Below are 21,359 nucleotides of genomic sequence, written 5' to 3' on the forward strand. Positions count from 1 at the left end.
AGGTCTCGTGGGCTCGGGGGCCGGGGCGGGGGTCGGGCGGACCAGGTTGGCTGCGCGGGTCGCCCGCTCGCGCGCGACGGCGGTGTCCGGGCCCGCCGCCACGGCCACGCCCATCCGCCGGCGCACGAAGCTCTCCGGCTTGCCGAACAGCCGCAGGTCGGTCTCGGGGACGGCCAGCGCCTCGGCGACGCCGTCGAACGCGATGCCGGGGGCGTCGACCCCGCCGTAGATCACCGCGGAGGCACCCGGGGAGCGCAATGTGACGTCCACCGGCAGGCCCAGCACCGCCCGGGCGTGCAGCTCGAACTCCGAGAGCCGCTGGGTGGCCAGGGTGACCAGGCCGGTGTCGTGCGGGCGGGGGGAGACCTCGGAGAAGTAGACGTCGTCGCCGCGGACGAACAACTCCACCCCGAAGACGCCGCGCCCGCCCAGCGCGGTGGTCACCCGCTCGGCGATGTCCCGGGCGGCCGCCGCGGCCGCGTCGCTCATCGGCTGCGGCTGCCAGGACTCGACGTAGTCGCCGGCGCGTTGCAGGTGCCCGATGGGGGCGCAGAAGTACGTCCCGGTCCCGCCGTCACCGTCGGCCGCGCGCACCGTGAGCTGGGTGATCTCGTAGTCGAAGTCGACGAAGCCCTCGACGATGACCCGGGCGCCCTGCACCCGGCCGCCGGCCATCGCGTATTCCCACGCTTCCGGGAGGTCGGCCGCGCTGCGGACCACGGACTGCCCCTTGCCCGACGACGACATCACGGGCTTGATGACGCACGGGTAGCCGATCCCCCCGCTGCCGTCCTCGATCGCCGCCCGGACCTCGTCGAGGGTGTCGGCGAAGACATAGGGCGAGGTGGGCAGGCTGAGTTCCTCGGCGGCGAGCCGGCGGATGCCCTCGCGATCCATGGTGAGCTGGGTGGCCCGCGCGGTGGGGATCACGGTCGCGGTTCCCGCCGCCTCGACCGCGGCCAGGGCGTCGGTGGCGATCGCCTCGATCTCCGGGATGACGAGGTGCGGCCGCTCCCGCTCGATCAGCTCGGACAGCGCCGCGGCGTCGGTCATGTCGACGGCGTGCCAGCGGTGCGCGACCTGGTGCCCGGGCGCCCCCGGGTAGCGGTCGACCGCGATCACCTCGACGCCGAGCCGCTGGAAGGCGATGATCACCTCTTTGCCCAGCTCCCCGGAGCCGAGCAGCATGACCCGGGTTGCGCCCGGGCTGTTCGGGGTGCCGATGCGGATGTCCTGGTCGTCGGGGGCGTGGCTGCCTGCCGTCATATCGATCACGATAGGACGGCACGGCGTGGTGCCGTACCCCGGCCCATACCGTGGATATCACGGTAGATTCGCGCGATGGCCGTGGAATCACTGGACGATACGGACTGGCAGTTGCTGGAAGCACTGCAGCGCGACGGCCGGGCCAGCTATGCAGACCTCGGTCGCAGCGTCGCGCTCTCGCCCAGCGCGGTCACCGAGCGGGTGCGCAGGCTGGAGGAGCTCGGGGTCATCACCGGTTACACCGCGGAGATCGACGCGGAGAAGCTCGGCCTGGCGATCACGGCCGTGGTCCGGCTGCGCCGCCCCAGCGGGAACGACAAGCCCTTCCGCGACCTGCTGGCCACCACCCCGGAGGTCACCGAGGCCCACCACGTCACCGGCGACGACTGCTTCGTGCTGACCCTGCGCGCGCGGTCGATGCGCCACCTCGAGGAGATCACCGGGCGCATCGGCGGACTGGGAGCGGTGACCACGAGCGTGGTCTACTCCAGCCCGCTGCCGCGGCGCTCGGTGGTCGGCGCCGCGATCGGCGCCAGCGCGGCCGCGGCCAGCGCGTCCCGGCGCCGGTCGTCCTGACCGGCGCCGGGCGCGGACGGTCCGCTCACCTGGTGAGCGCGTGCAGCAGCGTCCCGGGCCCGACCGCCCGCGCGCCGGCGGCCCGCACCCGCTCGCGCAGGCCGCGGTCCGCGGTCACCACCACGACGTCGTCGCCCTGTTCGGCCAGCTGCCGGGCCAGCTCGGCGATGGTGTGATCACCGTCGGCCGGCGCCCGCACGATCTCCAGGCGCGGGTCGGTGATGTCCGGTTCGGCGCGGCGCGCCGCGCCCTCCAGGACGAGCGGCACGTGCAGGTCGTCGGGCGGCACGCCGACCGCATCGGCCAGCGCCTCCGGGTCGGTGCGCAACGTCGCGTCGATCTGCTCGGCGAGCCGGCGCGCCGCCCCGGCCCGGTCGCGCCACCAGCCGTCCGGCCGGGAACCGACCACGTTGGCCGCGTCCACCACCACGTGCGACACCGTCGCCTCCAGTGCTCTGAGCGGAGATCGTCGCCGGAACAGCCTCATCCGCTCACGGGGCTGTCAGGCGATATGGGGGACGAGGTCGCGGGGGAGCTTCGACGCGGCCGTGCGGTCGAGCAACCAGCGGGTCCGGCGCTTGCCGCGGGCCCCGGCCACCGGGATGGCGACCTCGCCGGCCCCGCTCAGCGCCATCGACACCGCCGCGGCCTTCTCCTCGCCGGTGGCCATGATCCACACCTCGGCGGCGGAGCGGATGGTCGGCAGCGTCATCGTGACGCGGGTGGGCGGCGGCTTGGGGCAGTTGTAGACGGCCACCACGGTGCGTTCGGTCTCGTAGACCGCGGGGGAGTGGGGGAAGATCGACGCCGTATGCCCTTCGGCACCCATCCCCAGCAGCATCACGTCGAACGTGGGCACAGGGCCGTGGTCCTCCGGGGCCGCCTTGCGGGCCAGCAGGTCGGCGTACTCCTGGGCCGCGGCCTCGGCGCCGCCCGGGCCGGTGCCGGTGTCCGCGCCCATCGGGTGGACCAACTCCGGGTTGACCGGCACGTGGTCGAGCAGCGCCTGCCGGGCCTGGGTCTCGTTGCGCTCCGGGTCGCCGGGGGGCAGGAAGCGCTCGTCGCCCCAGTAGAACTCCACGCGTGCCCAGTCGACGGCGTCCCTGGCCGGGGTGCGACGCAGCTCCTCGAGCACGGCGATACCGATCCTGCCGCCGGTCAGCACCAGCTTGGGGGTCGTGCCCGCGGCCTGCAGATCGACGAGCTTGGTCACCAGCCGGGCTGCGACCGCGGCCGCCAGGACATCGGAGGACGAGTGGACGACGATGTCCGGTTGGGCTGCCATGTGGGTCATCACACCTCTACCTTGACGGGGGTCCGGCCCCGGGCGATGTCGGCGACGCCGGTCAGCGCCGCACCGTAGATCTCGTCTGGATCCAACCGGCGCAGCTCCTCGGCCAGGCAGTCGGGTACCCCGCGCCGGGACAGCGCGATCAGCCGGTCGGGCTGTCCGGGTTGCCGCAGCGTGCCGGTCCGGCCGTCAGGGCGGATCAGCTCGATGGGACCGGACGGCCGGTTGAGCCGCACCGACGACATGCCCGCTCCGCTGCTGGACGGGGAGCGCTTGACCTTGACGCCGAGCCGGTTGGACAACCAGCCGGCCAGCAGATCGGTGGACGGCGACACGGCCTCTCCCGCGACGACGGCGCTGGTGACGGCCTCGTACGGCGGGTGGTCGAGCGCGGCGGCGAGCAGCGCCCGCCAGTGGGTGAGCCGGGTCCAGGTGAGGTCGGTGTCGCCCGCGACATGGTGGGCGCGGCGCTGCTCGAACGCCCGGATCGGGTTCTTCGCCGACAGCGCATCGGTGATCCGGCGCTGGGCGAGCCGACCGATCGCGTCCCCCGACGGCACCGCCGGGGCCTCCCCGGGCCACCATGCGACGACGGGCGCGTCGGGCAGCAGCAGCGGCGCGACCATGCCGGCACCGGGCTCGTCGGCGGCCAGCGGGCCGTAGCCGCGCAGCACGATGACCTCGCTCGCCCCGGCGTCACCGCCGACACGGATCTGGGCGTCGAGCCGTGCGGCGGCCCGGCGCTGCCCGCGCGCCAGGACGATCACCCGGCACGGGTGCTCGCGGCTGGCGGAGTTCGCCGCCGCGATCGCGCTCTCGATGTCGGCGCCGTCATCGGTCACGACCACGAGGGTGAGCACCCGGCCGAGGGCGAGGACCCCCCCGGTCTCGCGCAGCTCGACGAGCTTCCTGTTGACCGCCGAGGTGGTGCTCGACGGCAGATCGACGATCATGCTCGGCTCCGGTTCCGAATCGAGTGCCGCGGGTTCACGGCCGCCGCCAGGCGCGCCCGGTCCGGGCCAGCATCTGCTGCGCCGACTCCGGGCCCCAGCTGCCGGCCGGGTACGGGTCGGGGCCCTTCTCCTGGGCCGCCCAGTGCTCGATGACCGGGTCCAGGATCTCCCAGGACCGCTCGACCTCCTCGTTGACCGGGAACAGCGACGGCTCACCGAGCAGCACGTCGAGGATCAGCCGTTCGTAGGCCTCCGGGGACGCCTCGGTGAACGCGGTGCCGTAGCCGAAGTCCATCGTGACGTCGCGGACCTCCATCTGGCTGCCCGGCACCTTGGACCCGAACCGCATGGTCACGCCCTCGTCGGGCTGGACGCGGATGACGAACGCGTTCTGCCCGAGCTCCTCGGTCATCGTCGCGTCGAACGGAAGGTGCGGCGCCCGCTTGAACACCACCGCGATCTCGGTGACCCGGCGGCCCAGCCGCTTGCCGGTGCGCAGGTAGAACGGGACGCCCGCCCACCGCCGGCTGTTCACCTCGCAGGTGATCGCGGCGAACGTCTCGGTGTGGGAGTTCGGGTCGAAGCCCTCTTCCTCCTTCAGGCCGCGGACGAGCTCGCCGCCCTGCCAGCCACCGGTGTACTGCCCCCGCGCGGTGGTCTCGTCGAGCGGGCCGACCAGCCGGGTCGCGTTCAGCACCTTGATCTTCTCGGCTCGCAACTCGTCGGAGGAGAACGACGTGGGCTCCTCCATCGCCGTGAACGCGAGCAGCTGAAGCAGGTGGTTCTGGATGACGTCCCGGGCCGCGCCGATGCCGTCGTAGTAGCCGGCGCGTCCGCCGAGGCCGATGTCCTCGGCCATCGTGATCTGCACGTGGTCGACGTAGTGGCTGTTCCAGATCGGCTCGAACAGCTGGTTGGCGAAGCGCAGCGCCAGGATGTTCTGGACCGTCTCCTTGCCGAGGTAGTGGTCGATGCGGAACACCGAGTCCTCGGGGAAGACCTCGTCGACGATCTCGTTCAGCTCGCGGGCCGACTGCAGGTCGTGACCGAACGGCTTCTCGATGACGACCCGGCGCCACTGCTCGACGTCCTGGGCCGACAGCCCGGACCGGGCCAGTTGCTTGCACACCACCGGGAACGCCGACGGCGGGATGGACAGGTAGAACGCGTGGTTGCCGCTGGTGCCGCGGATCCTGTCGAGGTCGGCGACGGTCTGCTCGAGGCGGTCGAACGCGTCGTCGTCGTCGAAGCTGCCCTGCACGAACCGGAAGCCCTCGGCGAGCCGGTCCCAGACCTCCTGGCGGAACGGGGTGCGGGCGTACTGCTTGACGGCCTCGTAGACGACCTGGCCGAAGTCCTCCTGCCCCCACTCCCGGCGGGCGAAGCCGGTGAGCGCGAAGCCCGGTGGCAGCAGGCCCCGGTTCGCCAGGTCGTAGATGGCGGGCATGAGCTTCTTGCGGGAGAGGTCGCCGGTCACCCCGAAGATCACCAGGCCGCACGGTCCTGCGATGCGCGGCAGCCGTTTGTCCCGCGGGTCGCGCAGCGGATTCGTCCAGTCCCGCTCGGACGCGCCCGTGCTCGCGGACGCTCGCGTCACTCCGGCGTTCACTCCGGATCCCATCTCAGTCCTCGTCCCGTCGCTCGTCACAGTTCCTGGATGGCCTTGGCCACCGTGACCAGCCCGGCCACCCGGTCCCGCAGGTGCAGTCGCAGTACCGGCCGGCCGCCCCCGGCGAGCGCGGCGGCCTCCGCCCGGGCCTGCGCACGCTGGACCGCCGCCAGCCCGTACGGCCGGCCGGGCACCGGAACATCCTCCTCGGCGTCCCCGGTGAGCAGGCAGAACACCCCGCCGGTCGGCGCGTCCGGATCCCGGCGGCCGTCCGGGCGCCACCGCGGGGCCCAGCCGAACCTCGTCGTGAGCCCGGTCCGGCGGGCCAGTTCGCCGCGCAGCACCGCTGCCGACGCGTCCTCGATGCGGTCGAGCCAGGCCGCGACGACGAGATGACCGCCGGTCCCGGCGAGATCGACCAGGGCACGCAGGGCCTCGGTGACGGTCCCCGTGCCGGCGGGCAGCCACGGCCCGGCGTGCACCGCGACCGTGCCGTCGACGAACGCCGGTTCGGCGTCGCCCGCGGGGTCGCCGGCCGGTGCGGGCGCGGGCCCGGTCCCGGCGGCGAACGGGTCGACGTCGAGCAGTCGTCCGGCCGCCGCGACCGCGCACTGCCAGAGCACGAACTGCGCACCGATCGGCCCGGCCGTGGTGAGACCGGCCGGATCGGCGGAGCCGAGCGCGGTGGGGCCCCCCAGCGCGACGGTGGTGCCGGCGTCGGACCAGCCGGGCGCGTCCGGCCCCTCGACGAGCAGGGGCAGTGGTCCCTGCCCGGCGAACGACCCGGTGATCAGTTGCTCGACCCATTCCGCGAGCCCGTCGGGTCCGCGGGTGGCATCGACGGCAAGCGGGCCGGTGCTCGCCGCGAGCGCGGCGGCGAGGCGCAGCGCCGGGTTCACCGGGTCGTCGCGGCCCAGTTCCTCCGTGGCGGCGGCGGCGTCGGCGAGGACCCGGGCGACGTCGGCCCCGGCCAGCCCCGCGGGGACCAGGCCGAACGGGCCCAGCGCGGAGAACCGGTCGGGGACGTCGCGGTCGGCGGTGATGACGGTCGCACCCGCGCTGCGGGCGCGTTCGTCGAGCACCGACCCGGGTTCGGTGATCACCACGGTGCGCTGCGCCGGATCGACCCCCTCGGCGGCGAGCGCGTCGCCCAGCACCCGGGCCACGGAGCCGACCATGGCGCCGGCCGAGCCGTCGGGCGCTCCGGCCGGGGTGTCCCCGGCGCGGTCCGCGACGACCAGCACGGTCGCCGTCAGGTCCCCGGCCAGCGCGTCACCGACCTGCCCCGGATCGGCGGTGTCCAGGACGGTGAGCGCGACACCCGCGTCCCGGGCGATCGCCTCGGCGCCGGCCGTCACCCCGGGCGTGCCGACCAGCACCACCCGGGTCGCCCCGGCCACCCGGAAGCTCTCCTGCAGCGCGCTGATCTGCCCGAGCAGCGGGCGCGACGCGCGTGGCAAGTCGACCCAGCCCAGCCCGTCCGCCGCCGTACTGCCCTGGCCCCACGGGCTCGGGTCGCCCTCGGCGATCCGGGACGCCACGGAGTCGGCCGTCAGCTCACCGGCGAGTCGCTCCACCTCCTCGGAGAGCGACCCGCCGGTGAGGTCGACGGACGGCTGGTTCACAGGTGGATCACCGGTCCGGTCGCGCGGCGGGTGTCACTTCGCCTGGTCGAGCTTGGCCCGGACGGTCTCGCCCAGCTCGTCCCAGGACTTCTCGAACTTCTGCACGCCCTCGTTCTCCAGGGTGAGGAAGACGTCGGTGACGTCGATGCCGACCCGCTCGAGGGCGTCGAACACAGCCTGTGCCTCCGCGGCCCGGCCGGTGACCCGGTCGCCGTGCACCTCGCCGTGGTCGGCGAAGGCCTTCAGCGTGGCCTCCGGCATCGTGTTCACGGTGCCGGCGACGACCAGTTCGGTGACGTAGAGGGTGTCCGGGTAGTCCGGGTTCTTCACCCCGGTCGAGGCCCACAGCGGCCGCTGCACCCGGGCGCCCCGGGCGGCCAGTGCCTCCCAGCGCTGCCCGGAGAACATCTCCTCATACGCCGCGTAGGCGAGCCGCGAGTTCGCGATCGCGGCCTTCCCGCGCATCTCGAGGGCCTCCGGCGTGCCGATCGCCTCGAGCCGCTTGTCGATCTCGGTGTCCACCCGGGACACGAAGAACGACGCGACCGACTCGATCGACGCGAGCTGGTGTCCGTTGGCGGCGGCCTGCTCCAGACCGGCGAGGTAGGCGTCCATCACCTTGCGGTAGCGCTCGACCGAGAAGATGAGGGTGACGTTGACGCTGACGCCCTCGGCGAGGGCGCGGGTGATCGCGGGGACCCCCGCCTCGGTGGCCGGGATCTTGACCAGCAGGTTCGGCCGGTCGACCGCCTTCCACAGGTCCAGCGCCTGGGCGACGGTCTCCTCGGTGTTGTGCGCCAGGCCCGGGTCGACCTCCAGCGAGACCCGGCCGTCCAGGCCGTTCGTGGTCTCCCAGGTGCCGGAGAAGACGTCGCAGGCCTGCTGCACGTCGGCCACGGTGATCTCGCGGACCGCGTCCTCCACCGAGGCCCCGCGGGCGGCGAGCTCACGGATCTGCTCGTCGTAGGCGTCTCCCTCGGCCAGTGCGGAGGCGAAGATCGTCGGGTTGGTGGTGACACCGACGACGTACCAGTCGCGGATCAGCTCCAGCAGGTTCCCGCTGCGCAGCCGCTCCCGGGACAGGTCGTCGAGCCAGATGGACACACCCGCTGCGGCCAGGGCGGCGAGCCTTTCGTTGGTGCTCATTACCGAGCTCCTCCAGATGAGGTGTCAGGCGGCGGCGATGCTGCGGCGGGCAGCGTCGACGACCGCCTCGGTGGTGAAGCCGAACTCCCGGAACAGGGTCTTGTGGTCGGCGCTGGCGCCGAAGTGGTCGATGCCGACGATCTCGCCGGCGTCACCGACGAGCCGGTACCACGGCTGCGGGATGCCGGCCTCGACCACGACCCGGGCGCGCACCGCCGAGGGCAGCACGGACTCGCGGTAGGCCTCGTCCTGGGCGTCGAACCATTCGACACACGGCATCGACACGACCCGGGTGGGGATGCCGTCGGCCTCCAGGACCTCCCGGGCGGACACCGCGAGCTGCAATTCCGAGCCGGTGCCGACGATGACCACCTGCGGCTCGCCGCCGGACGCCTCGTTGGATGCGGGGGCCAGCACGTAGCCGCCGCGGGCGACGCCCTCGGTGGAGGTGCCCTCGAGCGTGGGCAGGTTCTGCCGGGTCAACGCAAGCCCGACCGGGCCGTGCTGCTCGAGGACGGCCTTCCAGGCCGCCGCGGTCTCGTTGGCGTCACCGGGCCGGACGATCGACAGCCCCGGGATCGCGCGCAGCGCGGCCAGGTGCTCGATCGGCTGGTGGGTCGGACCGTCCTCGCCCAGGCCGATCGAGTCGTGCGTCCAGACGTAGGTGACGGCGGTCTGCATGATCGCCGCCAGCCGCACCGCGGGGCGCATGTAGTCGCTGAAGACGAGGAAGGTGCCGCCGTAGGGCCGGGTCGGGCCGTGCAGCGCGATGCCGTTGAGGGCTGCGCCCATCGCGTGCTCGCGGACCCCGAAGTGCAGCGTGCGGCCGTAGGGGTGGGCGTTCCACATCGAGGTGGCGATCGACTCCGGGCCGAAGGAGTCGGCCCCTTCCATCGTGGTGTTGTTGCTCTCGGCCAGGTCGGCCGAACCGCCCCACAGCTCGGGCAGGACCGGGGCCAGTGCCTTGAGCACCTCGCCGGAGGCCTTGCGGGTGGCCAGCTCCTTGCCCACCTCCCACCGCGGGAGGGCCTCGTCCCAGCCCTGCGGCAGCTTGCGGGCCAGCAGCCGGTCGAACAGCTCCTTGCGCTCGGACTCGCGGGCGGCCCACTCGTCGAAGCGCTGCTGCCACTCGCTGTGCATCTGCGCACCGCGCTCGCGGATCTTGCGGGCGTGGGCGAGGACCTCCGGCTCGACCTGGAAGCTCTGCTCCGGGTCGAAGCCCAGGATCTTCTTGACCTCGGCCACCTCGTCGTCGCCCAGCGCGGCACCGTGTGCCTTGCCGGTGTTCATCTTCGTCGGCGCGGGGAACCCGATGATCGTGCGCAGCTGGATGAACGACGGCCGGGAGGTCTCGGCCTTGGCCGCCTCCAGGGCGTCGAGGATGCCGGTGACGTTCTCGCCGCCCTCGACGACCTGAACGTGCCAGCCGTAGGCCTCGTAGCGCTTCGCGGTGTCCTCGGACAGCGCGATCGTCGTGTCGTCCTCGATGGAGATCTTGTTGTCGTCGTAGATGACCGTGAGGTTGCCCAGCTGCTGGGTGCCGGCCAGCGACGACGCCTCGGAGGTGACGCCCTCCTGGATGTCGCCGTCGGAGGCGATCACGTAGATCTGGTGGTCGAACGGGCTCTCACCCAGCGGGGCGTCCGGGTCGAACAGCCCGCGCTCGCGACGGGCGGCCATCGCCATGCCCACCGCGGACGCCAGCCCCTGGCCCAGCGGGCCCGTGGTCATCTCGACACCGCGGGTGTGCCCGTGCTCCGGGTGCCCCGGCGTCTTCGACCCCCAGGTGCGCAGCGCCTTCAGGTCGTCGAGCTCCAGGCCGTAGCCGGAGAGGAACAGCTGGATGTAGAGGGTCAGGCTGGAGTGCCCGGCGGACAGCACGAAGCGGTCGCGGCCGACCCAGTCCGGGTCGTTGGGGTCGTGTCGCATGACCCGCTGGAACAGCGCGTAGGCCAACGGGGCCAGGCTCATCGCGGTGCCGGGGTGGCCGTTGCCGACCTTCTGCACCGCGTCGGCGGCGAGAACCCGCACGGTGTCGACCGCCCTACGGTCCAGCTCCGTCCAGTCCTGCGGTACGTCGGCTCGGGTGAGGTTGGAGACGTCGGTCGGCGTGGGTACGGACACGGCAGTGCTCCTGGGTCTGTGGTGGGGGCGCGGGCGGTTCGCCACGGCGCATCCGGCTCACCGGTCAGCCTAGTCGGCCCGGAGGTCCCGGGGTGATCACCGCCCACCCGGTCACCACGGGGCTACCCCGCGACTTGCCGTGGCATGCCGCGGGCTACCATCGACGGGCTGTAGAAATTGTTTCCGTGCACGACCTTCCGATCACCACCACATCCCCCGAGCGAGGTAGTAACTGGTGAGCGCGCCCGTGTCCCACCGGGGATCGACGGAGTCGCCACCGCAGCGCCAGCACGGGCCGCGCATCCGGGCCCAGCTGCGGCGAGTCGGTGACGTCGTCCGGGCCTACCTCGGGCTCACCAAGACGCGGATCATCGAGCAGCTGCTCGTGGTCACGGTGCCCGCGATGTTCCTCGCCGAACGCGGCATCCCGTCGGTGTGGCTGATCGTCGCCACGCTGGTGGGCGGCGCGATGGCCGCCGCGAGCGCGCACGCCCTGAACTGTGTGGTCGACGCCGACATCGACGCGGTGATGAAGCGCACCGCCCGCCGCCCGCTGGCCAAGGGTCAGGTGCCGACGCGCCACGCGCTGATCTTCGGACTGGTGCTCGGGGCGCTGAGCTCGGTGTGGCTCGGCCTGACCACCAACTGGCTGGCGGCCGCGCTCTCCGCCGCCGCGATCGCGTTCTACGTGCTGGTCTACACGCTGCTGCTCAAACGCCGCACCGCCCAGAACATCGTGTGGGGCGGGGCCGCGGGCTGCATGCCCGTGGTGATCGGCTGGGCCGCGGTGACGGGGACCGTCGAGTGGCCCGCGCTGGTCATGTTCGGCGTCATCTTCTTCTGGACGCCGCCGCACTTCTGGGCCCTGGCCATGCGGTACAAGGACGACTACGCCGCGGCGGGCGTGCCGATGCTGCCGGTCGTGGCGACGCCGGTGCAGGTCTCGGCGCGGATCGTCGTCTACTCCTGGGTGATGGCGCTGTGGACGCTGCTGCTGCTCCCGGCCACCTCCTGGATCTACGCCGCGGTCGCCGTGGCGGGCGGGGGCTGGTTCGTCTTCAAGTCGCACCGGCTGCACGCCGGGGTGCGTGCCGGGCGTGAGGTGGTGCCGATGCGGCTGTTCCACCTGTCGAACATGTACCTGTGCGTGCTGTTCGCCGCGATCGCGGTGGACGCCGCGGTCGGTCTGCCCGTGCTGGGCTGGCCCTTCTAGGCTTCGCGGGCGCGCTGGGCCCGGCGGTACCGGTCCCGGGCGCCGTAGGTCGCGCTCCGCACCGCGTCGGAGGATTCGAGCCCCGAGCCGAGCGCGCCACCGACCGTCGCCAGCGAGGCGACCAGCCAGCCCAGGCCGACGTAGTCCCCGAACGCGGCCGGGCGGCCGATCGAGCTGGACAGCACCTCGGGGACGACCACGAACCATCCGGTGGCCGTCGTGCCGACGAGCAGCACGATGTAGGACACCGTGACGCCGATCGCGAGGGTCAGCACGGTGGCGGCGTTGAAGAGCCGGACCCGCCGGCGGTCCTCGGGATCGGGATCCTCCGGATGCTGCCACAGGTTGTGGTTGACGATCAGCCAGGCCACGATCGACACCAGCGAGGCCACCATGGCGATCACCAGCCGGGTGGTGCTCAGCGCTCCGCTGAGCTGCCAGACCGCGTTGTTCACCAGTCCGAACGCCGCGGTGGCCAGCGCGGCGGCCATGGCGCTGCGCAGCCCGAGCACGAGCCGCCACGGCCGGTTGATCCACACCATCCCGGCCAGCTGCCGCAACCGGCTCGCGCGGGCGGCCACCCGCAGGTCGATGTCGTCGTGGTCGGGGGGTGCGCCGCGCACCGACGGCGCCCCGGGAAAGCTGTCCTCCTCGATCTCACGCTGCGCGCGGGCCCCCGGGAGCTCACCGGCCCACTCCAGGAGCAGCCGGACCACGATGTCGCGGGCGTGCTCCGCGGGGCGGATCATGCTCAAGGCCGGGGTCGCTATCACGGCGGCGCCGCCCTGGGTGCTCAGGTCGGCGACGAGCTGCCCCTCGGGGGTCTCCAGCGGCAGGTCCGTCAGACAGACCGCGAAGTCCCAGCCCTCACGGACGCGCCGTTCGGTGATCAGGTCGATCAGGCGCGTGCTCTCGTCCCGGGACAGCTCCTCGGAGACCACGACGACCCGGCAGTGCAGCCGGTGGCCGGAGCGTTCGGCCAGCGCGCCGGGTAGCTCCTCGGCCAGTCGGTGCGCGATCTCGGTGGGCAGGCCCGGGTCGGCGACGATCCCGACCAGCAACGTGCGGGTCCGGGGCGGCGGGCCGTCGGAGGTCCCACCCGTCCGGTCCCGGGCGGGGGTCGAGGTCGTCACCATCCGGGCAGGGTGGGGTGTCCCGCGGGCACTGTCCACGGCCCGAGGGGCCCAGGCCGCCCCGCAGGATTGGCCCGACCGGGCTCAGCACCGGACCACCGCCGGTCCGCTCTCGGCTCAGTACAGCAGTTCCGGGACCTCGAAGTCCTTGCCCAGCACGTGATGGTCCAGGAACCCGGTGACGGTCTGGTACCAGACGATCGCGTGCTGCGGGGTGAGGATCCAGTGGTTCTCGTCGGGGAAGTACAGGAACCGGTGCGGCTGGCCCTCGGGATCCTCCTGCCGCGACATCAGGTCCCACCACAGCCGCAGGCCCTCGCCGATCGGCACCCGGTAGTCCTTGTCGCCGTGGATCACCAGCATGGGTGTGGTGATCGCGTCGGCGTGCACGTGCGGGCTGTTCGCCGCCGCCATCTCCGCCGTCATCTCCCGCGACCAGTAGAACGCGGCGTCGGTGGTGGGGCCGAACTGGTCCAGGGCCCACAGGCTGGCATGGGTGACGATCGCGGCGAACCGGTCGGTGTGCCCGGCGATCCAGTTGGCCATGTATCCGCCGAACGAGCCGCCCATGGCCGCCGTACGGGTCGCGTCCACCTCCGGCCGGGCCTGCGCCGCATCGGTCAGTGCCAGCAGATCGGTGTAGGGCGCGCGGCTCCACTCACCCCAGCCCCGGTCGATGAACTCCTGGCCGTAGCCGGTGGACAGCGCCGGGTCGGGCAGCAGCACGGCGTACCCGCGGGCCACCATCAGCCACGGGTTCCACCGCCACTGCCAGGTGTTCCAGCTGCCCAGGGGACCGCCGTGGATCCACAGCAGCAGCGGCGCGGGCTCATCGGTGGCGTTCCCCGGCAGCGCCAGCCACGCCCGCAGCGGCGTGCCGTCCTCGGCGGTGGTGGTGATCTCGGACATGGTCCCGGGCAGCGCGGGCCGGCCCGCCGGCCCGGGCAGGGGCTGTGGGCGCTGGTCGGGGGCGTGCGCGTCCAGCCGGACCGGGGCGGGAGGCGCGTCCACGGCGCCGCGCAGCGCGTAGACGTGCCGGCCGTCGGGGGAGACGCGGGGATCGGTGTAGGCACCGTCGTCACCGGTCAGCCGGGTCACGGCCCCGTCGGCGACGGCGACGCGGAACAGCGGCGAGCGGCCGTCGGAGTCCGCGACGACGATCAGCGCGCTGCCGTCCGGGGTCCAGCGCACCTCGGCGGGCCAGCGGTCCCACTCGCGGGTGAGCTCACGGACCCCGGGGGTCTCACCGCCGGCCAGCGGTACCAGCACGAGGTCGACCCGCGGGGCCGCGGCCGGTGTCGAGCGGCTCTCCCGGATGACGGCGACGGTGCGGCCGTCGGGGCTGATCCGGGCCCCGCTGAACTCGAACCCCGGGTCGTCGGCCAGGGTCCGGCGCTCCCCGGTCGCGACGTCGATCGCCACCAGGATGCGGCGCGCCGAACCGAACGGCTCGGCGATCTGCCAGTCGGTGACGACCGTCGTGCCGTCCGGGCTGATGTCGGCCGAGGAGTCCAGCAACGCACCGCCCGGATCGGGTGTCAGATCGGCCCACTCCACCTCGTGGTCTCCCGCCGGCACCTCGCCGGCCAGCAGCCGCGGCCGGTCCGGTCCGAGGTCGTGGTCCCAGAACCGCACCGGGTAGCCGCTGTGCAGGATCGCCGTGACCTTCTTGTCCGTGCGGGCATCGCGGCGCTGCTGGTCGTCGGAACCGGTGATCGCCCCGGGCAGCGTCATCGAGGTGACCACCACGGTGCCGGCCTCGGCAGCGACGACGGGGGCGCCGACACCGCCGGGCCGGGTGCCGACGAGGCGGGCCTCGCCGCCACCCGCGGGCAGCATCCAGAGCGCGGCCGGCGTGCGCTCCTTGGGCTTCTCGTCCGGGCCGGGCCGGGTGGAGACGAACAGCAGGTCGCCGCCGGGGGTGAACACCGCACCCTGCTCGCCTGCCGCGCTGCGGGTGAGCCGCCGGGCCGGGCGGGCGCCGCTCGGGTCGATCTCCCAGAGCGCGGTCAGGTAGCGGGTGCGGTCCGGGTCCGGCGCCGACACCGTCGTGACGAGCCGGGAGCCGTCGGGGGACATGGCCAGGCCGCTCAGCCGGGGGAGCGCGATGTAGTCCTGCAGGTCGTGGAACGGCGTGGGCGCGACGGTGTCGCCCGTCGGCTTCTCGGTTGCATCGGTCACATCGCCCATGCCTAGACCATCGCCGACCGGCCCGGGCAAGCGCCTCCTTCGCCGTGGGGAGGGCGCAAGCACCTTTGCGGTGGTTTGTCACGTCTTGAGTTCCCCTTTGTTAAGGCTAGGCTCCCTTCAGTTTCGGATAAGGAGAGCGAACAGTGTCACTTCGGACTCACTCCGCGGTCCTGCGGTGGATCGGCGCCGCAGCCGTCACGGCGTCCCTTGCCGCGGTGGCGGGTTGCGGTGGCGGTACCCCGGCGGCCGCGCCCGCGGACGGCGCGGCCCTGACGATCTACTCCGGTCGCAGCGAGAACCTGGTCGGCCCGCTGCTCGACCGGCTGGAGAAGGCGGTCGGGGTCGACGTCGAGGTGCGCTACGGCAGCACCGGCGAGATGGCGGCGCAGCTGCTCGAGGAGGGGGCCGACTCCCCGGCCGACGTGTTCTTCGGCCAGGACGCGGGCGCGCTGGGTGCGCTCAGCGGTGCCGGCCTGCTCGCTCCGCTGCCCGCCGACGTGATCGCGCCGGCGGCCGCGAAGTACCGCGCGACGGACTCCACCTGGGTGGCGACGTCGGCCCGGGCCCGCGTCGTCACCTACAACCCGGACCTGGTGCCGGCGGCGGACCTGCCGCGCTCCCTCGACGACCTGCTCGACCCGAAGTGGAAGGGCCGCATCGGCTACGCGCCGTCCAACGCGTCCTGGCTGTCCTTCGTCACCGGGCTGCGGCTCATCCGGGGCGAGGACGGGGCCCGGCAGTGGCTGACCGCGTTCGCCGCGCAGAACCCGCAGCGCTTCGACGGCAACGGCGCGATCCTGGACGCCGTCGCGGCCGGCACCCTGCCCGCGGGCCTGGTCAACCACTACTACCTCTACGAGAAGACCTCCGAGGTCGACCCGGCCGGCTACAAGGCGCGCAACCACTACGTGCCGAACGACCCGCTGGGCCTGGTCAACGTGGCGGGCGCGGGCGTGGTGGAAGCCAGCGACAACAAGGAGGCGGCGCAGCGCGCGGTGGCCTTCCTGCTGTCCGAGGAGGCCCAGCAGTACCTGGTCGACGAGACCGGCGAGTACCCGGTGGTCGAGGGCGTCACCCCGACGCGTGACTACGACCTGGCCCCGCTGGCCTCGCTGTCGCCGCCCGACGTGAACCTCGCCGACCTGTCGTCGCTGGAGCAGACCGAGGCGATGCTGCAGCAGGTCGGCCTGCTCTGACGCCTCCCGGCGGCCCCGGCGGGCCGCCGATCGCGGCGGGTGGTGCCCCTGGCCGGGGCGCCACCCGCCGCCGGTCGTCTCGTTCCCGAGGAGTGCTCGTTGCCCACCACCACGACATCGCCCGCCCGGACCCACCCGCGGCGTCGCCGTGCGACCGGCGCGCCGCCGTTCCTCGTGGGCTGGGGCGCGATCGCGGGACTGGTCGCGCTCGTCCCGCTGGTCTATCTGGTGGTGCGCTCGCTGGATGCCGGCCCCGGCGCGTTCCTGGAGGTCCTGGGCCGTCCGCGCACGGGTGAGCTCATCCTGCGCAGCCTGGCCCTGGCCGGGGCGGTGACCGCCGCCTGCATGGTGATCGGGTTCCTCGGTGCCTGGCTGGTGGTCCGCACCGATCTGCCCGGGCGCCGCGCGGCCGGTGTGCTGCTCGCGCTGCCGCTGGCCGTCCCGTCCTACGTCGCCGGGTTCACCTGGATCTCCGAGGCACCGGGCCTGGCCGGGTTCTGGGGCGCGTTCGGCGTCCTGGTCTCGGTGAGCTTCCCGTACGTGTTCCTGCCGGTGGTCGGGGCGCTGCGCGCGACCGACACCGGGCTCGAGGAGGTGGCCCGGTCGCTGGGCCACGGCCCGGCACGAGTGCTGCTCGGGGTCACCCTGCGCCAGGTGTGGCCGGCCGCCACCGCCGGCGGGCTGCTGGTCGCGCTCTACATCCTGAGCGACTTCGGCGCGGTCTCGCTGATGCGCTACGACACCTTCACGCTGGGCATCTACACGAGCTACCGCGGGACGTTCAACCGCACCCCCGCCGCCGTGCTGGGCTGTGTGCTCGTGGTCCTGGCGGCCCTGATCACCTGGGGTGAGGCGCGGGCCCGCGGCCGGGCGGCGCAGCTCGTCGGCCGCGGCGTGCCGCGGCAGGCGGCGGCGACCCGGCTGGGCCGGTGGCGGCCGGCCTGGGCCGGGTTCGTCGGTCTCGTCATCGCGGTCTCGCTCGGGGTCCCGGCCTACAGCCTGACGCACTGGATGGTGGTCGGCTCCTCGCTCGGGGTGGACCTCCCCGACCTCGGGGACGCGGGTCTGGTGACGCTGCAGGCCGCCGCGGCCGGCGCGATCGTCACCACCGTGCTCGCGATCCCGGTCGGGGTGCTCGCCGCGCGCTACCGGGGGCGCGCCACCGCCACCCTGGAGACCGCGACCTACGTCGGGCACGCGCTGCCCGGCATCACCGTCGGGCTCGCGCTGGTCTTCCTCGGCGTCCGCGTGCTGCCGGGCATCTACCAGGAGCTGCCGCTGCTCGTGTTCGGCTACGCGGTGCTGTTCCTGCCGCTGGCCGTCGGTGCCGTGCGCACCGCCGTCGTCGCCGCGCCGCCCCGGCTGGAGGAGGTGTCCCGGTCGCTGGGCCACAGCCGGTTCGTCACCCTGGCCCGGGTCACGTTGCCGCTGGCCGCACCCGGGGTCGGCGCCGGTGCGGCGCTGGTGTTCCTCACCATCGCCAAGGAGCTGCCGGCGACGCTGATGCTGCGGCCGACCGGAGCCGACACCCTCGCCGTGCGGCTGTGGAGCTACACCGGAGTGGGCCAGTACGCGGCCGCGGCGCCCTACGCCGTGCTGCTGGTGCTGCTCGCCGCGATCCCGACCCTGGTGCTGAACCGCGCCTTCCGGGAGCACGACCGCGCCCTGCGGGCGCAGGAGAAGGAGGACCGATGACCGGGACCGAGGCGGCGCTGCGCATCACCGGCCTGACCGCCGGCTATCCGGGGACCCAGGTCCTGCACGGAGTGGACCTCGAGGTGCCGACGGGCGCGCTGGCCGCCGTGCTCGGGGGTTCCGGCTGCGGCAAGACGACGCTGCTGCGGGCGATCGCCGGATTCCACCCGGTCGACGGGGGTTCGGTCCACCTGGCGGGTCGGTTGGTGGCCGGGGACGGCGTCGACCTGCCACCCGAGCGGCGCCGGGTCGGGCTCGTGCCCCAGGAGGGCGCGCTGTTCGGGCATCTCAACGTGGCGCGCAATGTGGGCTTCGGGCTGGACCGCGCCGGGCGCCGCAGCGGCCGGGTCGAGGAGATGCTCGAACTGGTCGGGCTTGCCGGCTACGGCAAGCGGATGCCGTCGGAGCTGTCCGGGGGCCAGCAGCAGCGGGTCGCCCTGGCTCGGGCGCTGGCCCCGGCCCCGGCGCTGGTCCTGCTGGACGAGCCGTTCACCGCGCTCGACGCCGGGCTGCGCGCCGAGGTGCGCGAGCAGGTCCGCGCGGCGTTGCGGGCCGCCGGAGCGACCGCCGTGCTCGTGACACACGACCAGCAGGAGGCGCTGGGCGCCGCCGACGTCGTCGCGGTGCTCCGGGACGGCCGCGTGGTGCAGGCGGGCCCGCCGCGCGAGGTCTACTCGACGCCGGCCGATGTCGGTGTCGGCGAGTTCGTCGGCGAGGCGGTGGTGCTGCCGGCGACGGTGTCGCGGGGGCGCGCCACCACGGTGCTGGGGACGCTGCCCGTCCCGGGGGTCGCGGACGGCGTCGGACAGGTGCTGCTGCGCCCCGAGCAGCTCCGCCTCGACGGCGCGGGCACGTCGGGGGTCGGGGCCACCGTCGTCGAGGTGGTCTTCCACGGTCATGACACCACCGTGCTGCTCGACCTCGACGGGCGGACCGTCCGCTGCCGGACCATGGACGCCGGCGGGCTGCGGGTCGGGCAGCGCACCGAGGTGCGGGTCGACGGCTCCGCGCGGTTCTTCGCGAGCTGACGGCGCCGCGCGCACACGATGATCAGCCGGAGCGGGGCGGGAGCTGCACCCGCGCGGGCCCCGTCCCGCTCGTGCTGATCACGGTCGGGTGGTCGATCGGACCGTGAGGAGCAGCTTGCCCGTCGTCCTGCGGGCGTGCAGGTCCTCGTGCGCGCTCCGGGCCTGCTCCAGCGGGTAGCGGCCCCCGATGCGCACGTCGAGGGTGCCGTCGGCCACCGCCTGGTACACCGCGGCGGCCTTCGTGACCAGTGCCGGGCGTTCGGCCACGTGGTCGAACAGCTTGGGCCGGGTCAGATACACCGACCCGGCCGCGTTGAGCGCCTGCGGGTCGACCGGCGGCACCGGGCCGCTCGACGCGCCGAACAACACGAGCATCCCGCGCCGGCGCAGGCTCGCCAGGCTGGCGTCGAAGGTCGTCTTCCCGACGCTGTCGTACGCGACGTCCACGCCGGCGCCGCCGGTCAGACGGCGCACCTCGGCGGCCAGGTCCGCCGGCGTGGCGAACTCGGTGTAGCGGATCACCTCGGTGGCGCCGGCCGCGCGGGCCAGCTCCCCCTTCTCCGCCGTCGAGACGGTCCCGATCACGCGGGCCCCGCGGGCGGCGGCCAGCTGGGTGAGCAGCAGCCCGACCCCGCCCGCCGCGGCGTGCACCAGGACGGTGTCGTCCGCGGTGAGCGGGTAGGTGTCGTTGACCAGGAAGTGCGCCGTCATGCCCTGCAGCAGCGCACCGACGGCCTGCTCGTCGGACACCGCGTCGGGGACCGCGACCGCCTTGTCGGCGGGCACCGCGACACGCTCGGCGTAGCTGCCGATCGTCTCGGCCCAGGCGACCCGGTCGCCCACCGCGAACTCGTCGACCCCGTCGCCGACGGCCCGCACCCGGCCGACACCCTCCATGCCCGGCACGTACGGCGTGTCCACCCGGTAGATGCCCGCACGCTGGTACGTGTCGATGTAGTTGACCCCGGCGATCGCCACGTCCACCAGCAGCTCGCCCGGCCCCGCCTCGGGGTCCGCGAGCTCGGTCGTCTCCAGCACCTCGGGTCCGCCGGGCTTCGTCACCTGGACAGCGCGCATGAACGTCCTCCTCGACGTCGTGATCAACCCGGCGCCTACTCGGCGCCGACTCGATACCGATCGCGGGTGATCGTTCCACCCGGGCGTGGATCAGGCCCGATCGGCGCCCGCATCCGCCAGCTCGGGGGCGGGTACGGCGGTGGCCGGCCCGGCGCGCGGGCGCTCGACCGTGGCGGCCCAGACGGCGGCCGCGGCCGCGGTGACGACCGCGGCGCCGAGGACGTGCAGCGAGACGAGGATCTCCGGTACGCCGAGCGCGTACTGGAACGCGCCCAGGCCGCCCTGGGCCAGCACCACCGCGACCAGCACCGCGAAGCGCCGGTTCAGCGCGCGTGGCGCCGCGACGGCCCGCAGCGCGAAGCCGAGCCCGACGAGGAGCCCGAGGTAGACGAACAGCAGATCGGCGTGCAGCTGGGCGAGGCCCGGAACACCGAGATCGAGCCGCGGCGTGGCGGCGTCACCGGCGTGCGGCCCGGCGCTGGTGACCAGCGTCCCGGCGACGAGCAGGGCGCCGAGGACGGCGGTGCTCGTGGCGACGAGGCCCCGCACCGCGGGTGGGACCAGCGGCCGCGGTGGCCCGCTGCCCTCGGTCGCCGCCGCCACGAGCTGCACGGCCAGCCACACCAGCACCATCGAGGCCAGGAAGTGCACGGCGACGGTCCACCAGGCCAGCCCGGTCAGCACGGTGACGCCGCCGATCACGGCCTGCGCGACGACCCCGATCGGCATGGTCGCGGCGAGCAGGGTCAGCCGGCGCCGGCGGGGGCGGGTGCCGAGCGCGGCGAGCAGACAGAGCCCGGCGACGAAGACGACGACGAAGGTCAGCAGCCGGTTGCTGAACTCGACCCATTGCGTCAGCGCGGCGATCTCGGGGTGGGCCACCGGGACGAGGCTGCCGGGAAAGCACTGCGGCCACGTGGGGCAGCCGAGTCCGGAGCCGGTCACCCGGACCACCGAGCCGGTCACCGCGATGCCGGCCTGTGCGACGACGGCGGCGATCGCGAGCCGGCGCATCACGGTCGGGGAGGTAGCGGGAAGCCGGTCCAGGAGAGAGGGTCGAGCCACGAGCCGATGGTAGGCCGCGCGAGCAGGTGCCCGGCCGACCGGGCCGCCCGCGCAGCCACCGCGACTCGCGCCCGCGCAGACCCCGACTCGCGCACGAGGAGACCCCGACTCGCGCACGAGGAGACCCCGACTCGCGCACGGGGAGACCCCGACTCGCGGGTGGGGGGCGGGT

The 21,359-nt window shown here is 73.7% G+C and carries 17 protein-coding genes; 5 read left to right on the forward strand and 12 right to left on the reverse strand.

Annotated elements, in window-relative coordinates:
* Positions 1–1,266: formate-dependent phosphoribosylglycinamide formyltransferase (purT, locus tag HF519_RS22660; protein ID WP_169415014.1), on the reverse strand; the 1,266-nt coding region annotated here is incomplete at its 3' end.
* Between the two features lie 75 nt (positions 1,267–1,341).
* Between purT and HF519_RS22665 the strand changes: the two genes are divergently transcribed.
* Entirely contained in the window at positions 1,342–1,842 is a 501-nt protein-coding gene (locus HF519_RS22665) for an Lrp/AsnC family transcriptional regulator (RefSeq protein WP_169415015.1), read from the forward strand.
* A 25-nt stretch (positions 1,843–1,867) separates the two neighbouring features.
* Here HF519_RS22665 and HF519_RS22670 read toward each other — a convergent pair whose 3' ends face one another.
* From HF519_RS22670 to tkt, 7 genes are all read right to left on the reverse strand, one after another.
* A complete protein-coding gene (locus HF519_RS22670) occupies positions 1,868–2,281 on the reverse strand; it encodes a hypothetical protein (protein ID WP_246244931.1) in 414 nt (137 codons plus the stop codon).
* Positions 2,282–2,344: 63 nt separating this feature from the next.
* Positions 2,345–3,127: a 6-phosphogluconolactonase gene (gene pgl / locus HF519_RS22675; protein ID WP_169415017.1), complete on the reverse strand. Its 783-nt coding sequence runs from the start codon at positions 3,125–3,127 to the stop codon at positions 2,345–2,347.
* 8 nt (positions 3,128–3,135) lie between these two features.
* Complete coding sequence (opcA, locus tag HF519_RS22680) at positions 3,136–4,086, reverse strand: glucose-6-phosphate dehydrogenase assembly protein OpcA (protein WP_169415018.1); 951 nt, start codon at positions 4,084–4,086, stop codon at positions 3,136–3,138.
* Between the two features lie 34 nt (positions 4,087–4,120).
* Positions 4,121–5,683 (reverse strand): glucose-6-phosphate dehydrogenase, encoded by a 1,563-nt coding sequence (gene zwf, locus HF519_RS22685; protein WP_169415026.1) that lies wholly within the window; start codon positions 5,681–5,683, stop codon positions 4,121–4,123.
* Positions 5,684–5,730: 47 nt separating this feature from the next.
* Positions 5,731–7,320: a glucose-6-phosphate isomerase gene (locus HF519_RS22690; protein WP_169415019.1), complete on the reverse strand. Its 1,590-nt coding sequence runs from the start codon at positions 7,318–7,320 to the stop codon at positions 5,731–5,733.
* Between the two features lie 33 nt (positions 7,321–7,353).
* Positions 7,354–8,466 carry a transaldolase gene (tal, locus tag HF519_RS22695; protein ID WP_169415020.1) on the reverse strand — a complete coding sequence of 371 codons (1,113 nt, stop codon included), beginning with the start codon at positions 8,464–8,466 and terminating at the stop codon, positions 7,354–7,356.
* 24 nt (positions 8,467–8,490) lie between these two features.
* Entirely contained in the window at positions 8,491–10,590 is a 2,100-nt protein-coding gene (gene tkt, locus HF519_RS22700) for a transketolase (RefSeq protein WP_169415021.1), read from the reverse strand.
* Between the two features lie 301 nt (positions 10,591–10,891).
* Here tkt and HF519_RS22705 point away from each other — a divergent pair, with 301 nt between their 5' ends.
* Positions 10,892–11,803, forward strand: coding sequence for a heme o synthase (locus tag HF519_RS22705; protein WP_312860289.1), 912 nt, complete (start codon positions 10,892–10,894; stop codon positions 11,801–11,803).
* Here the strand turns inward: HF519_RS22705 and HF519_RS22710 are convergent.
* Both HF519_RS22710 and HF519_RS22715 read right to left on the reverse strand, forming a co-directional pair.
* Positions 11,800–12,939 carry a hypothetical protein gene (locus HF519_RS22710; RefSeq protein WP_169415022.1) on the reverse strand — a complete coding sequence of 380 codons (1,140 nt, stop codon included), beginning with the start codon at positions 12,937–12,939 and terminating at the stop codon, positions 11,800–11,802. The genes HF519_RS22705 and HF519_RS22710 overlap by 4 nt on opposite strands.
* A gap of 114 nt (positions 12,940–13,053) precedes the next feature.
* On the reverse strand, positions 13,054–15,126 hold the full coding sequence (locus HF519_RS22715) for a S9 family peptidase (protein ID WP_169415023.1): 2,073 nt from the start codon (positions 15,124–15,126) through the stop codon (positions 13,054–13,056).
* 143 nt (positions 15,127–15,269) lie between these two features.
* Between HF519_RS22715 and HF519_RS22720 the strand changes: the two genes are divergently transcribed.
* From HF519_RS22720 to HF519_RS22730, 3 genes are all read left to right on the forward strand, one after another.
* On the forward strand, positions 15,270–16,322 hold the full coding sequence (locus HF519_RS22720) for an iron ABC transporter substrate-binding protein (protein WP_312860287.1): 1,053 nt from the start codon (positions 15,270–15,272) through the stop codon (positions 16,320–16,322).
* Between the two features lie 99 nt (positions 16,323–16,421).
* The gene (locus HF519_RS22725; protein ID WP_246244935.1) at positions 16,422–18,017 is read left to right on the forward strand and encodes an ABC transporter permease; all 1,596 of its coding nucleotides are present in this window, start codon (positions 16,422–16,424) and stop codon (positions 18,015–18,017) included.
* A complete protein-coding gene (locus HF519_RS22730; protein ID WP_169415024.1) occupies positions 18,014–19,045 on the forward strand; it encodes an ABC transporter ATP-binding protein in 1,032 nt (343 codons plus the stop codon). The genes HF519_RS22725 and HF519_RS22730 overlap by 4 nt, the downstream gene beginning before the upstream one ends.
* Positions 19,046–19,123: 78 nt before the next feature.
* On the opposite strand, the gene HF519_RS22735 is transcribed toward HF519_RS22730, so the two are convergent.
* Both HF519_RS22735 and HF519_RS22740 read right to left on the reverse strand, forming a co-directional pair.
* A complete protein-coding gene (locus HF519_RS22735; protein WP_169415025.1) occupies positions 19,124–20,122 on the reverse strand; it encodes a quinone oxidoreductase family protein in 999 nt (332 codons plus the stop codon).
* 90 nt (positions 20,123–20,212) lie between these two features.
* Positions 20,213–21,187 (reverse strand): COX15/CtaA family protein, encoded by a 975-nt coding sequence (locus tag HF519_RS22740; RefSeq protein WP_312860288.1) that lies wholly within the window; start codon positions 21,185–21,187, stop codon positions 20,213–20,215.
* Between the last annotated feature and the right edge of the window lie 172 nt (positions 21,188–21,359).

It is taken from the genome of Pseudonocardia bannensis (assembly GCF_012911875.1).
Classification (GTDB): Bacteria; Actinomycetota; Actinomycetes; order Mycobacteriales; family Pseudonocardiaceae; genus Pseudonocardia; species Pseudonocardia bannensis.

Coding starts and splice junctions, on each gene's coding strand:
- HF519_RS22730 (WP_169415024.1), top strand. CDS start 18,014: ATGACCGGGACCGAGGCGGCGCTGCGCATCACCGGCCTGACCGCCGGC.
- opcA (WP_169415018.1), bottom strand. CDS start 4,086: ATGATCGTCGATCTGCCGTCGAGCACCACCTCGGCGGTCAACAGGAAG.
- HF519_RS22735 (WP_169415025.1), bottom strand. CDS start 20,122: ATGCGCGCTGTCCAGGTGACGAAGCCCGGCGGACCCGAGGTGCTGGAG.
- HF519_RS22715 (WP_169415023.1), bottom strand. CDS start 15,126: ATGGGCGATGTGACCGATGCAACCGAGAAGCCGACGGGCGACACCGTC.
- tal (WP_169415020.1), bottom strand. CDS start 8,466: ATGAGCACCAACGAAAGGCTCGCCGCCCTGGCCGCAGCGGGTGTGTCC.
- HF519_RS22710 (WP_169415022.1), bottom strand. CDS start 12,939: ATGGTGACGACCTCGACCCCCGCCCGGGACCGGACGGGTGGGACCTCC.
- pgl (WP_169415017.1), bottom strand. CDS start 3,127: ATGGCAGCCCAACCGGACATCGTCGTCCACTCGTCCTCCGATGTCCTG.
- HF519_RS22665 (WP_169415015.1), top strand. CDS start 1,342: ATGGCCGTGGAATCACTGGACGATACGGACTGGCAGTTGCTGGAAGCA.